The sequence below is a fragment of the Streptomyces mexicanus genome, assembly GCF_902506575.1.
Lineage (GTDB): Bacteria > Actinomycetota > Actinomycetes > Streptomycetales > Streptomycetaceae > Streptomyces > Streptomyces mexicanus.
Genome location: NZ_LR732544.1, coordinates 1,704,989 through 1,719,542, shown reverse-complemented (window position 1 = coordinate 1,719,542; position 14,554 = coordinate 1,704,989). Strand labels below are relative to the sequence as shown.

At 70.0% G+C, this 14,554-nt stretch carries 13 protein-coding genes and 3 pseudogenes; 10 read left to right on the top strand and 6 right to left on the bottom strand.

Annotated features, from left to right (window positions below):
* The 4 genes and pseudogenes from GV126_RS07755 to GV126_RS07740 all read right to left on the bottom strand — a co-directional run.
* Positions 1 to 1,101, bottom strand: a pseudogene (locus GV126_RS07755) (DNA cytosine methyltransferase); the annotation flags it as partial.
* Between the two features lie 207 nt (positions 1,102 to 1,308).
* Entirely contained in the window at positions 1,309 to 1,908 is a 600-nt protein-coding gene (locus GV126_RS07750) for a hypothetical protein (protein WP_159663890.1), read from the bottom strand.
* 249 nt (positions 1,909 to 2,157) lie between these two features.
* The gene (locus GV126_RS07745) at positions 2,158 to 2,757 is read right to left on the bottom strand and encodes a hypothetical protein (RefSeq protein ID WP_159663888.1); all 600 of its coding nucleotides are present in this window, start codon (positions 2,755 to 2,757) and stop codon (positions 2,158 to 2,160) included.
* 98 nt (positions 2,758 to 2,855) lie between these two features.
* Positions 2,856 to 3,419 (bottom strand): hypothetical protein, encoded by a 564-nt coding sequence (locus GV126_RS07740; protein WP_159663886.1) that lies wholly within the window; start codon positions 3,417 to 3,419, stop codon positions 2,856 to 2,858.
* A gap of 235 nt (positions 3,420 to 3,654) precedes the next feature.
* On the opposite strand from GV126_RS07740, the gene GV126_RS07735 reads away from it, so the two are divergent.
* On the top strand, positions 3,655 to 4,137 hold the full coding sequence (locus GV126_RS07735; RefSeq protein ID WP_438947831.1) for a hypothetical protein: 483 nt from the start codon (positions 3,655 to 3,657) through the stop codon (positions 4,135 to 4,137).
* 152 nt (positions 4,138 to 4,289) lie between these two features.
* Here the strand turns inward: GV126_RS07735 and GV126_RS07730 are convergent, their stop codons facing one another.
* Complete coding sequence (locus GV126_RS07730) at positions 4,290 to 4,595, bottom strand: ferredoxin (protein WP_028422915.1); 306 nt, start codon at positions 4,593 to 4,595, stop codon at positions 4,290 to 4,292.
* 243 nt (positions 4,596 to 4,838) lie between these two features.
* On the opposite strand from GV126_RS07730, the gene arc reads away from it, so the two are divergent.
* From arc to prcA, 6 genes are all read left to right on the top strand, one after another.
* On the top strand, positions 4,839 to 6,605 hold the full coding sequence (gene arc / locus GV126_RS07720) for a proteasome ATPase (protein WP_028422916.1): 1,767 nt from the start codon (positions 4,839 to 4,841) through the stop codon (positions 6,603 to 6,605).
* Between the two features lie 234 nt (positions 6,606 to 6,839).
* Positions 6,840 to 8,351: a depupylase/deamidase Dop gene (dop, locus tag GV126_RS07715; RefSeq protein ID WP_369123898.1), complete on the top strand. Its 1,512-nt coding sequence runs from the start codon at positions 6,840 to 6,842 to the stop codon at positions 8,349 to 8,351.
* Between the two features lie 181 nt (positions 8,352 to 8,532).
* The gene (locus tag GV126_RS07710; protein WP_028422918.1) at positions 8,533 to 8,751 is read left to right on the top strand and encodes a ubiquitin-like protein Pup; all 219 of its coding nucleotides are present in this window, start codon (positions 8,533 to 8,535) and stop codon (positions 8,749 to 8,751) included.
* A gap of 50 nt (positions 8,752 to 8,801) precedes the next feature.
* Positions 8,802 to 9,407: an endonuclease VII domain-containing protein gene (locus GV126_RS07705; protein WP_159663884.1), complete on the top strand. Its 606-nt coding sequence runs from the start codon at positions 8,802 to 8,804 to the stop codon at positions 9,405 to 9,407.
* A complete protein-coding gene (prcB, locus tag GV126_RS07700; protein WP_159663882.1) occupies positions 9,359 to 10,204 on the top strand; it encodes a proteasome subunit beta in 846 nt (281 codons plus the stop codon). Before GV126_RS07705 ends, prcB begins: the two co-directional genes overlap by 49 nt.
* 63 nt (positions 10,205 to 10,267) lie before the next feature.
* Complete coding sequence (prcA, locus tag GV126_RS07695; RefSeq protein ID WP_159663880.1) at positions 10,268 to 11,029, top strand: proteasome subunit alpha; 762 nt, start codon at positions 10,268 to 10,270, stop codon at positions 11,027 to 11,029.
* 71 nt (positions 11,030 to 11,100) lie between these two features.
* Here the strand turns inward: prcA and GV126_RS07690 are convergent.
* A pseudogene (locus GV126_RS07690) lies at positions 11,101 to 11,754 on the bottom strand (LacI family DNA-binding transcriptional regulator); the annotation flags it as partial.
* Between GV126_RS07690 and GV126_RS07685 the strand changes: the two are divergent.
* The 3 genes and pseudogenes from GV126_RS07685 to GV126_RS07675 form a co-directional block, all read left to right on the top strand.
* A pseudogene (locus tag GV126_RS07685) lies at positions 11,692 to 11,910 on the top strand (MFS transporter); the annotation flags it as partial. The pseudogenes GV126_RS07690 and GV126_RS07685 overlap by 63 nt on opposite strands.
* A gap of 9 nt (positions 11,911 to 11,919) precedes the next feature.
* Entirely contained in the window at positions 11,920 to 13,281 is a 1,362-nt protein-coding gene (gene pafA / locus GV126_RS07680) for a Pup--protein ligase (protein ID WP_028422924.1), read from the top strand.
* A 178-nt stretch (positions 13,282 to 13,459) separates the two neighbouring features.
* Positions 13,460 to 14,467: an FKBP-type peptidyl-prolyl cis-trans isomerase gene (locus GV126_RS07675; RefSeq protein WP_159663878.1), complete on the top strand. Its 1,008-nt coding sequence runs from the start codon at positions 13,460 to 13,462 to the stop codon at positions 14,465 to 14,467.
* The last annotated feature ends 87 nt before the right edge of the window (positions 14,468 to 14,554 follow it).

Here is a 14,554-nt window from a genome sequence, read left to right as displayed (position 1 = left end):
GTCTTCGGCGGCGGTGCGGGTGGGCTTGTGGGGGGTGAGGACCCCAGCCACGGTGGCCTTGTGCAGTCCGCAGCAGGGGCACCGGGCGGTGCCCTCCTCCGCGACGGGGGCAGGAGTCGGGACGCCAGGGCAGTAGCCTCCCTCGTCCTCCCACTGCCCGACGGCCTCGCGCTCGGCCCGCGCCTCCTGCTCGGCGAGCGTCACCGGCCGCCGGTACAGCCGCAGCGCGCTGGAGTCCAGAGGCGGCAGACGGCGCGCGGCCGCCTTCTTGTCGTCCCTGCGCTTGTGCCGCTTGGCCACGCGAGCGTAGCGGGCCTCGTAGGCGGCCTGGTCGCTGTCGTACAGGCCTGCCGGGTACAGCCGCGCGAGGTCCAGCGCGACCTGGCCCATCGGGCTCAAGGTGAGCACCCGGGCGTCGCCGTCCTGGCGGGCGGCGAGGAATCCGGCGGCCGCCAGCGCCTTGGTGCGCTCCCGGCTGACCCTGCGGCCGCCGTCCCACACGCCGCGCTGGGCCGCCTGCCGGGCCTGCCCCCCGCGCCAGTACAGACGGCCGGTCTCAGCGGCCTCCAGCACCCGGACGTGCCCAGCCGTCCAGCCGAGTGCGGGCACCGCAGTCTCGGCGTAGAAGCGGTTCATGTCCGCCTGCCGCCTGTTGTCGCGGTCCATGCCGGTGGCGGCCCGCTCCTCCGCCTCCCGCTCGGCTTCCCCGCGGCGCCGCTCGCTCTCCAGCTCGGCGTGCTCCTGGGGTGTGAGTGTGCGCTCCAGCGCGGCCCGCAGTGCGGTGGCCGTCAACTCGGCACCAGCCGCTGCCTGGGCCCGCACGGCGTGTTCGACGGCCCCGCTGGCACAGCGGTACAGCGCACGCTCCGGCATTTGCGGGTCGGCCGCCCACTGCTCCGCGCGGGCGGCGTGCCCCTCAGCTTCGACGGCCTCCTGGTGCGCCGCGTGCATGACCTCCTCCAGGCGGGCGGTGTTGCCGGAGCGGCTGCGGCACACGGCGTTCATCGCCTCGTCCGCCGCGGCGACGGCGAGGGCGGCGGCCTCGCGGGCCACTCGGAGGCAGGTTTGAGGGGTCGGCTCCCCCGGCTCGGTCTCGTCCATGTGACCGTCCTTGATCGTTGAGGCTTCTCGGTGGTGCCGGTCCGGGATTCCCGCCCCGTCCGACACCGCTAATTCAATCAAGTTTTCGCGTGTAGGTCAAGGCGAAATGGCAGATCAGGGCCGGTCTCCCGGCTTCCTAGCGGGCGCACCTGCGGCCAGCGTCCGCCCGGTCGGGGCGGACGCTGGCCGGCCGCATTCCGGCGCCGGTCAGCCCTGCCTGCGAGCCTCGGTGACGATGCGCTTCCAGGTGCTCAGGCCTCCGCCGTGACGCTCGGCGAGGGCGGCGGCAATCTCCCCCGCCTTCCGGCCTGGCTCGGCGGCCAGGGCCTCGACCGCCAGGGCGAGGCGGGGGTCCGGCCCCTGCATCGGCGGACGGCCGGCTGTTCCGGCCCGCGGGCGGGAATCGGCGTACTCCCACAGTTGGCGCCGGGTGCGGTACTCCCGCACCCTGCCACTCTCCAGCTCCTCGGTGCGCACGGGGGCGGGCCAACCGGGCGGCGGGTTGTCGCGGTAGTGGCTGATCGCACTGACGTCGATCCCGAGCACCTTGGCCTGGCCGGCCGGGGGCAGCTCCTCGTCGGGGCTGCCGCTGTAGTCGACGCCGTTGCGCTGGCGCTGGTAGGCGGTGAACCAGCGCTCCCACTCCTCCACGTCCCAGTACAGGACGCGGCCGATCCGGCGGGCGGGCGGGTGCTCGTTGTCCTCGCGGTCCGCCCACAGGGCGCGCAGGGTGGCGTCCCCCTTGTATCCGGCCCGCTCGGACAGCTCGGCCCGCGTGGCGTACAGCCGTCCGTCGATGGTCTGCATCAGTCCTGCTCCTTGGTGTGTGCGGAACGCGTCTACCATGTTGGCGTGCTCGGTTAGTGGCCTGTTGAGGGCCCTCGGTGGCCGAGCCGTGCGGCCGACGGGATTCCCACGCATAGCGCCCCGTCGGCCGCTGTGCGTCTCCGGCCGGCGCCCCGCCGGCTCGTTGGGCGTGAGGCGGCCCCACGCCCAGTGGCCAGTCGGGCCCGGGGTGATCCGGGCCCGACTGGCCTGTCGAGCGGCGGGGCGGAGCTACTGGCTGTAGGCGGCGATCAGCTCGCGGACCTTGGCGTCACCGACGCACCCGGCGGGCGCCCCGAACTCGGCGGAGGCCGGGTGCCGGTAGGTGCTGGGCGGCTCGCCGTTGCGGCCGCGCTGGTGCGACCAGTAGCGCGGCCCCTGCCAGCCGCACAGCTCGCACTCCTGCCACCACGGGTTGTCGCTGCCGGGGAAGCCGGTGTACGGCTTCCAGCGGTGCAGTGCCAGCGCGGCCATGACCTGCTGCGCGGTCTCGACGTTGCGGGGGGTCTCCGGCATCCGCGGGTGCAGCAGCGGCACGTCGCCGTCCAGCACGGGCGCGGCGGCCGTCACGTCCGCGAGGGACATGGCCGTGATGCGACCGGCCGCGTACTCGGCGGCCACGTGCGCGGCCGCCGCCTGCGCGGCCGCCTGGGGGACGCCGCGGCGGCCCTTCTCGGGACGGCCGAGGTTGTGCTCGCCTTCGCTGGTGAGGGTGAGCCAGTCGCGGTGCCAGCGGAACACGGCACCGATCACGGTGTTGTCGCCGATCAGGACGGGGTAGCGGCGCTCCCAGTCCGGGGTGCCGAGTCGGAACGCCAGGGTCGTGGTCATGCTCGTGCCTTTCGTTGAGGTTGATCGGTGTCGGGCGGCTGGGCCGGTGGCCGCGGGCGGGGATTCCCGCCCCCGCCCGCGCCACCGGCGGCCGCGGGTCAGCGGCAGGTCGGGCGGCCGTAGACCATGCACCCGTGCCGCAGGTGGGTCATGGCCTCCAGGTGCTCCTCGCACATGCGGGGCGTCCACGGCGTCAGCGGGGAGATCGGGAAGTAGGTGCACGCCTCGGGGCGCTCCTGGGCGGCGAAGGCCTCCGCGTAGTCGCCGTACAGCTCGCCGTCGCTGCCGCCGTCCGCGATGCGGATCGCGACCCAGCCGCGGCCGCCGCGCTCCAGGTGCGTGTCGATGACCTCGCCCATCCGGACGGCGGCGTTGGCCACGGCGTACTCGTGCCGGGCGACGGCGGCGGCGTGCGCGTGGCTGACGGCGCTGACGGTCAGCAGGCTCAGCGACTCCGATCCGGCGTCCAGGACGGAGCCCTCCAGCTCGTCCCACTGCGCCTGGCGCTCGACCGGGTGGTCGGCCTGGCGCTCGACGTGCACCACGCGCCGCTCGGGGAGCCGGTCCGCACGGCGGTGCTCGGCCCAGTTGGTGAAGGCGTCGCGGTCGTCCGCGATGACGAGGTACTGCGCGCGGCGCTTGACGAGATCCACAGTGATCATGGGTCTTCCGTTCGTTGAGGTAGTTCGGTGTCGGACCCGGGGGTCCTGGTGTCGGCCGGGGATTCCCGCCCCCTTTCGACACTGCTAATTCAATCAAGTTTTAGGCTTCAGGTCAAGTCGAAATCGCAGCTCGGGCGGCTTCTTTTGCGGTTACGCCCGGCGTCCGCACGCCACACGACCACCCCGGTCGGGGTGCTCCCTCCGCGGTTGGGCAGGCGCCAGCCGACCGCAGGCCGTGCCGGGGTGCCAGGCTCGCGCTTGCGCGACCGCCGCAGGCGGCTTGGCCTGGCAGCCCGGCGCGGGCTGTGGTCCCCTCGGGTGCCCGACCGCGGGCGTGACCTTCCCCCTCCAGTGCGGTCCGGTCAAGGCGGTGGTCGCCCGGCAGGCCTCCGGCGACCTCGACCACGACGGCCGGCCGGAGACCGTCGCCGTCGTCCACTGCGACGCCTCCATGGGCACCCCGCCCGACGGCGTCTACGTCCTCACCAGGACCGACGGCGCCACGACCGCCCGCGTGGTGGCCACGCTCGTGGACCCCAAGGACCGGTACACGGTCACCGACTTCGCGGTGCGCGGCGGAGCGGTCACCGCCACCCTGCTCGGCTACTCGTCCCCCGACGTGCCCAATTGCTGCCCCGACCTCAAGGACAGCGCGAAGTGGCAGTGGAAGAACGGCGCGTTCCTGCGCACCACCCCCGCCCAGGCGCACAGCGTCTGACCCGGGACGACGCCCGCCGGCACCGTCCGGCCCGCAAGGCGCCCGGCCCGTCCGGGCGCAGGGTGGCACCGGACCGACCAGCGCGCCCGGTGTGAGAAATCAGACAACAGTGACGGTGGGCAAGGCAACGGTGACGGTGCGCACCGCGGCGATCACGCCGCGTCGGGCCCGTACACCTCCACCTTGTCCGACACGCGGCGCACATGGATGCACTCGCCCGGGCACTCCCGGGCCGAGTCCACCACGTCCGTGAGAAGCGGCAGCGGCACGGGCGTTGTCGCCCCCCTGTCCTGCAGCAGCTCCTCGTCCGGGCCCTTCACATAGGCCAGACCGTCGATGTCCAGCTCGAACACCTCGGGCGCGTACTGCGCACAGATGCCGTCGCCGGTGCACAGGTCCTGGTCGATCCAGACCTCCAGCGCCTCGCCGTCGTCCGGGGTCTGCTGCTGCACGCTCATCTCTCCTGCCGTTTCACGTCGAGCCGCGCGGGAATCCGGCCAGCTCTGACGGGTGTTGAACATCTCGACCCTATATCTGTCCGCTTTCCAATCACGTTCGGTGGGTATTCCCCTGGCGTGAGGGAGAGCGCAAGGGTGAAGATCGGACACACCCCGACCGTCTTTGTGATCTAGGGGTTTCAATCGACACCCACCCAGGTAGGGTCTGGAAGCGTCCAGCTCCCCTTGGAGGAGGTGAGGACCGTGGCAGCCCACGACGACGACATGAACCGCGGCATCCGCCCGGGGCAAGGGTCCGACGACCCCGCCGGGCAGATCGCCTACCTTGAGCAGGAGATCGCCGTCCTGCGACGCAAGCTCGCCGACTCTCCGCGACACACGAGGATTCTCGAAGAGCGGATCGTCGAGCTGCAGACCAACCTGGCCGGCGTGTCCGCGCAGAACGAGCGCCTCGCGAACACGCTCCGCGAGGCCCGCGACCAGATCGTGGCCCTGAAGGAAGAGGTCGACCGGCTCGCCCAGCCGCCCGCCGGCTTCGGCGTCTTCCTGCAGGCCAACGAGGACGGCACCGCCGACATCTTCACCGGCGGCCGCAAACTGCGGGTGAACGTGAGCCCCAGCGTCGAGCTCGACGAGCTGCGACGCGGCCAGGAAGTGATGCTGAACGAAGCGCTCAACGTGGTCGAGGCCATGGAATTCGAGCGCGTCGGGGACATCGTCACCCTCAAGGAGATCCTCGAGGACGGCGAGCGCGCCCTGGTGCTGGGGCACACCGACGAGGAGCGGGTGGTGCGGCTCGCCGAGCCGCTGCTGGACGTCACCATCCGCCCCGGCGACGCCCTCCTGCTCGAGCCGAGGTCCGGCTACGTCTACGAGGTCGTGCCCAAGAGCGAGGTCGAGGAACTCGTCCTCGAAGAGGTGCCCGACATCGGCTACGAGCAGATCGGCGGCCTCGGCAACCAGATCGAGATGATCCGCGACGCCGTCGAGCTGCCCTACCTCTACCCGGACCTGTTCAAGGAGCACGAACTGCGCCCGCCCAAGGGCGTGCTCCTCTACGGGCCCCCCGGATGCGGCAAGACGCTCATCGCCAAGGCCGTGGCCAACTCGCTGGCCAAGAAGGTCGCCGAAGTCACCGGCCAGGCCGCCGGCAAGAGCTTCTTCCTCAACATCAAGGGCCCCGAGCTGCTGAACAAGTACGTCGGCGAGACCGAGCGACAGATCCGCCTGGTCTTCCAGCGTGCCCGGGAGAAGGCCAGCGAGGGCACCCCCGTCATCGTCTTCTTCGACGAGATGGAATCCCTCTTCCGCACCCGCGGCTCCGGCGTCAGCTCGGACGTGGAGAACACCATCGTCCCGCAGCTGCTCGCCGAGATCGACGGTGTGGAGGGCCTGCAGAACGTGGTCGTGATCGGCGCCTCCAACCGCGAGGACATGATCGACCCGGCCATCCTGCGGCCCGGCCGCCTCGACGTGAAGATCAAGATCGAGCGTCCCGACGCCGAAGCGGCCAAGGACATCTTCGCCAAGTACCTCACCGAACGCCTCCCGCTGCACGCGGACGACCTCGCCGAACACGGCGGTGACAAGGGCGCCACGGTCCAGGCGATGATCCAGACCGCGGTCGAGCAGATGTACGCCGAATCCGAGGAGAACCGCTTCCTGGAGGTCACCTACGCCAACGGCGACAAGGAAGTCCTGTACTTCAAGGACTTCAATTCCGGCGCCATGATCGAGAACATCGTGGGCCGGGCCAAGAAGATGGCGATCAAGGACTTCCTGGAGAAGAACCAGAAGGGCCTCCGCGTCTCCCACCTGCTCCAGGCCTGCGTGGACGAGTTCAAGGAGAACGAGGACCTGCCGAACACCACCAACCCCGACGACTGGGCCCGGATCTCCGGAAAGAAGGGCGAGCGGATCGTCTACATCCGCACCCTCATCACCGGAAAGCAGGGCGCGGACACCGGACGCTCCATCGACACGGTGGCGAACACCGGACAGTACCTGTAAAAAGCAGGGCGGCTGCGGGTGCCCTCACCGGGTACCCGCAGCCGGCTGTTTTCCGGGCCCCCGCATGGAGCAGGCAATGACGCAAATGATCTCCCCACCAGCGCAAAGGCGTTCTAGGCTCGTTCCTACCGCCGGGTCGCGCAGTGCGGGGACGGGCACCGCACAGGCACCCGGGCACCAGCGGTACTTGAGCGACGCCCACGACCGAGGGCGCCGCCGGGCAAGGAGGGCCGCATGACCGTACGGCGAGTGATGGGCATCGAGACGGAGTACGGGATCTCCGTCCCCGGTCACCCGAACGCCAATGCCATGCTCACCTCGTCCCAGATCGTCAACGCCTACGCGGCGGCGATGCACCGGGCCCGCCGGGCCCGCTGGGACTTCGAGGAGGAGAACCCGCTGCGGGACGCCCGCGGCTTCGACCTCGCCCGCGAGGCCGCCGACGCCAGCCAGCTCACCGACGAGGACATCGGCCTGGCCAACGTCATCCTGACCAACGGCGCCCGCCTCTACGTCGACCACGCCCACCCCGAGTACAGCGCCCCCGAGGTCACCAACCCGCGCGACGCCGTGCTCTGGGACAAGGCAGGCGAAAGGATCATGGCCGAGGCCGCAGAACGGGCCGCCCAGCTGCCCGGCGCCCAGCCGATCCACCTCTACAAGAACAACACCGACAACAAGGGCGCCTCCTACGGCACGCACGAGAACTACCTGATGAGGCGGGAAACCGCTTTCTCCGACATCGTGCGCCACCTCACGCCCTTCTTCGTCTCCCGCCAGGTCTTCGCCGGCGCCGGCCGCGTCGGCATCGGCCAGGACGGCCACGAACACGGCTTCCAGCTCAGCCAGCGCGCCGACTACTTCGAGGTCGAGGTGGGCCTGGAGACGACGCTGAAGCGGCCGATCATCAACACCCGCGACGAACCCCACGCCGACGCGGAGAAGTACCGCCGCCTGCACGTCATCATCGGCGACGCCAACCTCTCCGAGATCTCCACCTACCTCAAGCTGGGCACCACCTCCCTGGTCCTGTCCATGATCGAGGACGGCTTCATCGCGGTCGACCTGGCCGTCGAGCAGCCCGTGCGCACCCTGCACCAGGTCTCGCACGACCCCTCGCTCAAGCGCGTCATCACGCTCCGCAGCGGCCGGACCCTGACCGCGGTGCAGCTCCAGATGGAGTACTACGAGCTGGCCCGCAAGTACGTCGAGGAACGCTTCGGCGCCGACGCCGACGAGCAGACCAAGGACGTCCTGGCCCGCTGGGAGGACACCCTCACCCGCCTGGAGAGGGACCCCATGAGCCTGGCCGGCGAGCTGGACTGGGTCGCCAAGCGGGAGCTGATGGAGGGCTACCGCCGCCGCGACGGCCTCGACTGGGACGCCGCCCGGCTGCACCTGATCGACCTGCAGTACGCCGACGTACGCCCCGACAAGGGCCTGTACAACCGCCTGGTGGCCCGGGGCCGCATGAAGCGCCTGCTGGACGAGAGCGAGGTCGACAGGGCCCGCAGGAAGCCGCCCGAGGACACCAGGGCCTACTTCCGCGGCCGCTGCCTGGAGCAGTACGCCGACGACGTGGCCGCGGCCTCCTGGGACTCGGTCATCTTCGACCTGCCGGGCCGGGACTCGCTGCAGCGCGTGCCCACCCTGGAGCCGCTTCGCGGAACGCGTAACCACGTCAAGGAACTGCTGGACCGCTGCCGCACCGCAGAGGACCTGGTGCGGGTCCTCTCGGGCGGCTGAGCGGGTACCCGGACCGGACCGGCCGCACGGGGTGGAAACCCCGGCGACCGGGAATCATCGAGAGGGACCCCGTACGTTGCACCAACTGCGGGGCCGATGTCGGACCCGGCTTGTAGGGTCTGATCATCACCGATCGGCAGAAAAGCCGACCATGTCGGGCGAACTGAGCGGGGTGAGGGTTATGGCAACGAAGGACACCGGCGGCGGGCAGCAGAAGGCCACGCACTCGACCGAGGAGGTCGAGGAGCAGGCACAGGACGCACAGGCCGCGGAGGACCTGAAGGAACGCCACGAGAAGCTGAGCGACGACGTGGACTCCGTCCTGGACGAGATCGACGACGTGCTCGAGGAGAATGCCGAGGATTTCGTTCGAAGCTTCGTGCAAAAGGGTGGAGAGTGAAGGTCGTCCAGGCCATTTCTCCTTCGAAGTGAAGGTCGCAAGGGGTGGGAGTGGCCGGCGAGTCCGACGCGAAGCACTGCACGAAATGTAAGCGAGAGCTACCGCTTGCCGCGTTCGCGCGGGACAGGAATCGTCGGGACGGCCTCCAGGCGCACTGCCGGGAGTGCGTGGCGGAGTACAGCGCCGCGCACTACCGGCAGCGCCGGGAAGTGCTCGGAAAGCCCGTCCGGGAAAGGGTGGAGGTTCCGGCCGGGCACAAGCTCTGCCGGACCTGCGGTGAGGTGAAGCCGCACAGCGAGTGGCCTCGCAACGCGTCTGCGTCGGACGGCCTGTCGACGCGCTGCAAGGCATGCCGCGCCGTCCAGGGCAGGCAGGGGCACCTGAAGCGCCAGTACGGCCTCACCGAAGCCGAGCGCGACCGGTTGGCCGCCGCGCAGGGCGGCGTGTGCTGTATATGTCTGTCGGCTCCACCCGAGCATGTGGATCACTGCCATGAGACGGGTAGGGTCCGTGGCGTACTGTGCTTCAGCTGCAACGCTGCGCTGGGGCAGTTCAAGGATCGGCCCGATGCCATAAGGCGGGCTGCTGCTTACGTGGAAGGAATCGCGTGGAAGCCAACACTCGTAGCACCGGGCGTCTACCAGCTGCCTTCCTGACGCCTGGGTCCTCCTCCTTCATGGACTTCCTTGCCGAGCACCAGCCGGAGCTGCTTCCCGGCAACCGGCAGCTGCCGGCCATCCAGGGCGCGATCGAGGCGCCGCACGGCACGACGATCGTGGCCGTGACCTTCCCGGGTGGTGTGGTGCTGGCCGGTGACCGCCGGGCGACGATGGGGAACGTCATCGCGCAGCGGGACATCGAGAAGGTGTTCCCGGCGGACGAGTACTCGGCCGTGGGTATCGCCGGCACGGCCGGTATCGCCGTGGAGATGGTGAAGCTGTTCCAGCTGGAGCTGGAGCACTTCGAGAAGGTGGAGGGGACACAGCTGTCGCTGGAGGGCAAGGCGAACCGGCTGTCGACCATGATCCGCTCCAACTTGGGCATGGCCATGCAGGGCCTGGCCGTGGTCCCGCTGTTCGCGGGCTACGACCTGGACCGTGAAAAGGGCCGGATCTTCTCGTACGACGTCACCGGCGGCCGCAGCGAGGAGCACGGCTACGCGGCCACGGGCTCCGGTTCGATCTTCGCGCGCGGTTCGATGAAGAAGCTCTACCGTGAGGACCTGAGCGAGGAAGAGGCCACCACCTTGGTGGTGCAGGCCCTGTACGACGCGGCAGACGACGACTCGGCGACCGGTGGTCCCGATGTCGCCCGCCGGATCTATCCGATCGTCACCGTGATCACCGAGGACGGCTTCCGCCGGCTCACCGAGGACGAGGCGTCCGAGATCGCCCGTTCGGTGCTGCAGCGGCGGCTGGAGCAGCCCGACGGCCCGCGGGCCGCGCTGCTGTAGCCGGGCGGCCGGCTTCTTGTTCAGGGTGATCCAGTGACTTCTACAGAAAGGGACGGATAACCGGTGTCGACGCCGTTCTATGTCTCACCTCAGCAGGCCATGGCCGACCGGGCGGAGTACGCCCGCAAGGGCATCGCCCGGGGTCGCAGCCTGGTCGTGCTGCAGTATGCCGACGGGATCGTGTTCGTCGGTGAGAATCCGTCCCGGGCGCTGCACAAGTTCAGCGAGATCTACGACCGGATCGGGTTCGCGGCCGCCGGCAAGTACAACGAGTACGAGAACCTGCGCATCGGCGGTGTCCGCTACGCCGACCTGCGGGGTTACACCTATGACCGGGGCGATGTGACCGCCCGTGGTCTGGCCAACGTCTACGCTCAGACGCTGGGCACGATCTTCTCCAGCGCGGCGGAGAAGCCGTACGAGGTGGAGCTGGTGGTCGCCGAGGTGGGGGAGACCCCGGAGGGCGACCAGATCTACCGGCTGCCGCACGACGGGTCGATCGTGGACGAGCACGGTTCGGTCGCGGTCGGCGGCAACGCCGAGCAGATCAGCAGCTATCTGGACCAGCGGCACCGGGACGGGATGACGCTGGCCGAGGCGCTGAAGCTGGCCGTGCAGGCCCTGTCCCGCGACACCAACGGCACCGAGCGGGAGATCCCCGCCGAGCGTCTGGAGGTGGCGGTGCTGGACCGGACGCGTCCGCAGCAGCGCAAGTTCAAGCGGATCACCGGTCGGCAGCTGGCCCGGCTGCTGCAGGGCGGTGGCGTGGACACCTCCAAGGACGGCTCCGAGTCCGCGGACGCCGAAGGCTCCGAGGAGGAGTGAGTTCCGCCTGACCCGTGAGGGTCTGGTCTCCGGGTGCCCCGGCCGGTGTGGACGGCCGGGGCAGCGGCGTCTCAGGGGGCCCCTGGCGGGGCCGTGGAGCCCCGTACGACGAGGTGCACGGGAATGTCGCCGCCTTCGGGTGTGCGGCCCTCCAGGACGGCCAGCAGGGCGTGCATGCCCCGTTCGCCGAAGAGCTCGGCGTCGAGGCGGACGGTGGTCAGTTCGGGGTCGATGGCGGTGGCGAGGCCGAGGTCGTCGACGCCGGTGACGGAGATGTCGTCGGGGACGCGCAGGCCCAGGCGGCGCAGGCCCTTGTAGGCGCCGGCGGCGAGTTTGTCGTCGTCGCAGACCAGGGCCGTGGGCCGGGGGCCGGGGCCGCTGAGGGCGGCCTGGGTGGCGGCGCGGGCGTCGTCGATGGTGATGGGGGCGCGAGCGGTGCGCAGCGTGGTGCCGGGTACGGCGGCGATGCGGGCGGCCAGTTCCTTCGCCCGGATCTCGAAGGTCCAGGAGGGGACGTCGGCGGCCAGGTGCAGGAAGTGCCGGTGGCCGAGGTCGATCAGGTGCCGGGCGATCTGGCGGGCGCCGTCGGCGATGTCGAGGTTGACGGTGGCGGCGCCGAGGCTGCCGGTGGGGTCGCTGTCCAGCATGACCAGGGGCAGCTGGTCGCCGCGGAGGGCGGTGAGGGCGTCGGCGGCCATGGAGGAGGCGATGGCGGCGTCCGGGGCGTGCCGGGGGCCGCGGGGGCGGTGTCGTTGCTGGTGCTGCTGGCCACGGGGAGGGTGCTGACAGCTCCCGCGGGGCGGGCGGTCGTTGCGGCTTCATCGGAAAATGATCCAAATCGTGCCGTCGAACCCCGTTTCAGTCCGGGGGATCGGGCGTAATGTTCACTCATGGACCGCCGCATTTTCGGGCTGGAGAACGAGTACGGCGTCACGTGCACGTTCAGGGGACAGCGCCGTCTGTCGCCTGACGAGGTGGCGCGGTACCTCTTCCGCCGTGTCGTGTCATGGGGCCGCAGCAGCAATGTCTTTCTGCGGAACGGCGCCCGGCTCTATCTCGACGTGGGGTCACATCCGGAATACGCAACGCCCGAATGTGACAACGTGACCGAACTGGTCACCCACGACAAGGCCGGCGAGCGCATTCTGGAAGGACTCCTGGTAGACGCGGAACGACGCCTGCACGAGGAGGGAATCGCAGGCGACGTCTACCTGTTCAAGAACAACACCGACTCGGCGGGCAACTCCTACGGGTGCCATGAGAACTACCTGGTGGCACGGCACGGGGAGTTCTCCCGGCTCGCGGACATCCTCATCCCGTTCCTGGTCACGAGACAGCTGCTCTGCGGTGCCGGCAAGGTGCTGCAGACGCCGCGCGGGGCGGTGTACTGCGTGAGCCAGCGGGCCGAGCACATCTGGGAGGGCGTCTCCTCGGCGACGACCCGGTCCCGGCCGATCATCAACACCCGCGACGAGCCGCACGCGGACGCCGAGCGCTACCGGCGGCTGCACGTCATCGTGGGCGACTCGAACATGTCCGAGACGACGATGCTGCTGAAGGTCGGCGCCACGGACCTGGTGCTGCGCATGATCGAGGCGGGCACGGTGATGCGCGACCTGACCCTGGAGAACCCGATCCGGGCGATCCGCGAGGTCAGTCACGACATCACGGGCCGCCGCAAGGTGCGCCTGGCCAGCGGCCGGGAGGCCTCGGCGCTGGAGGTCCAGCGGGAGTACTACGAGAAGGCGCTGGACTTCTGCGAGCGCCGCGGCATCCGCACCGGCACGGTGGAGCGGGTGCTGGAGCTGTGGGGTCGCACCCTGGAGGCGATCGAGAGCGAGGATCTCGACCGGATCGACACCGAGATCGACTGGGTGATGAAGTACAAGCTCATCGAGCGGTACCGCACCAAGCACAACATGACCATGTCGCATCCGCGGGTCGCCCAGATAGACCTCGCCTACCACGACATCCACCGTCGTCGTGGCCTGTACTACCTGCTGGAGAAGAAGGGCCAAGCGGCCCGGGTCTGCAACGACTTGAAGATCTTCGAGGGCAAGTCGGTGCCGCCGCAGACCACTCGGGCGCGGCTGCGCGGCGACTTCATCCGGCGGGCGCAGGAACAGCGCAGGGACTTCACCGTGGACTGGGTGCACCTGAAGCTCAACGACCAGGCGCAGCGCACGGTGTTGTGCAAGGACCCGTTCCGTTCGGTGGACGACCGGGTGGAGAAGCTGATCGCCGGAATGTGACCCGCCCGGGACACCGGGCGCGATGTCGGAAAGGTCCCCCACTTGGGAAATTCATCCGAGTGGGGGACCGCCGTCGGAACGCAACACGGGCGCCGTACGTTTCACGTGCGGCGCCCTTCTCGCACCGTAGAGTTGCGCGCACGCCATCAACACGACCGATCGATTACGAGGCCCCACCGTGCGCCGACGCTCTCTTCTTCTCTCCGTCCCCGCGGGACTGGTCACGCTGGCCGCCTGCGGCAACGACAAGGCCGCCTCGGGCACGACCGACGACAGCCCGTCGCCGTCCCCGTCCCCCTCGGCCACGTCCGCCGCGCCGCCGCCGAAGATCGTCTCCGGGCCGCTGCCGGCGGTCACCGCCGGCACCGGGTTCGGGCAGAAGCCGACCGTGGCCAAGGGCAGTGGCGAGCCGTCGAAGGACCTCGCCGTCAAGACGCTGATCGCGGGCAGCGGCCGCACCCTGGCGGAGAACGACTACGTCCAGGCGCACTACCTGGGCCAGATCTGGGACACCGGCAAGGTCTTCGACAACTCCTACGACCGCAAGACCCCGCTGCTCATCCAGCTCGCCCAGGGCACGATCATCGACGGCTGGCGCTATGCGCTGGCCGGGAAGAAGGTGGGCAGCCGGGTGCAGTTCTCCGTGCCGCCCACCTGGGGATACGGCACGCAGGGCAACGCGCAGGCGGGCATCAAGGGCACCGACACGCTGGTGTTCGTCGTGGACGTGCAGAACGCCTTCAACGCCACCAGTTCGGCCAAGGGCAAGGCCGTCGCGCCGAGCGACGCGGCCCTGCCGAAGGTCGGCACCAACACCGACGGCAAGGCCCCCTCCATCCAGGTGCCGAAGAAGGCCGCTCCGAACAAGCTCGTCGCCGACTACGTGATCGAGGGCGACGGCCCGGCGGTCAAGGCCGACAGCACCGTGCTGGTGCAGTACAAGGGCGTGGTGTGGGACACGGGCAAGGAGTTCGACTCGACCTACGCCCGGCACGCCCCGACCTCGTTCTCGCTGCAGCAGGTCGTCAAGGGCTGGTCGCAGGGCATGACCGGCAAGAAGGTCGGCAGCCGGGTCCTGATCGTCATCCCGCCGTCCCTGGGCTACGGCGACAACCCGCCGCCGAACAGCGGTCTGACCAAGGACTCCACGATGGTCTTCTCCGTGGACATCCTCGCGGCGATGTAGGCGATGCGGCGGCACCACGCCGTGCCCCGGGGTCACCACGCCGTGCCACCGCGTGCACCGCGCACCGTGCCACCGCGCGCGCCGGCG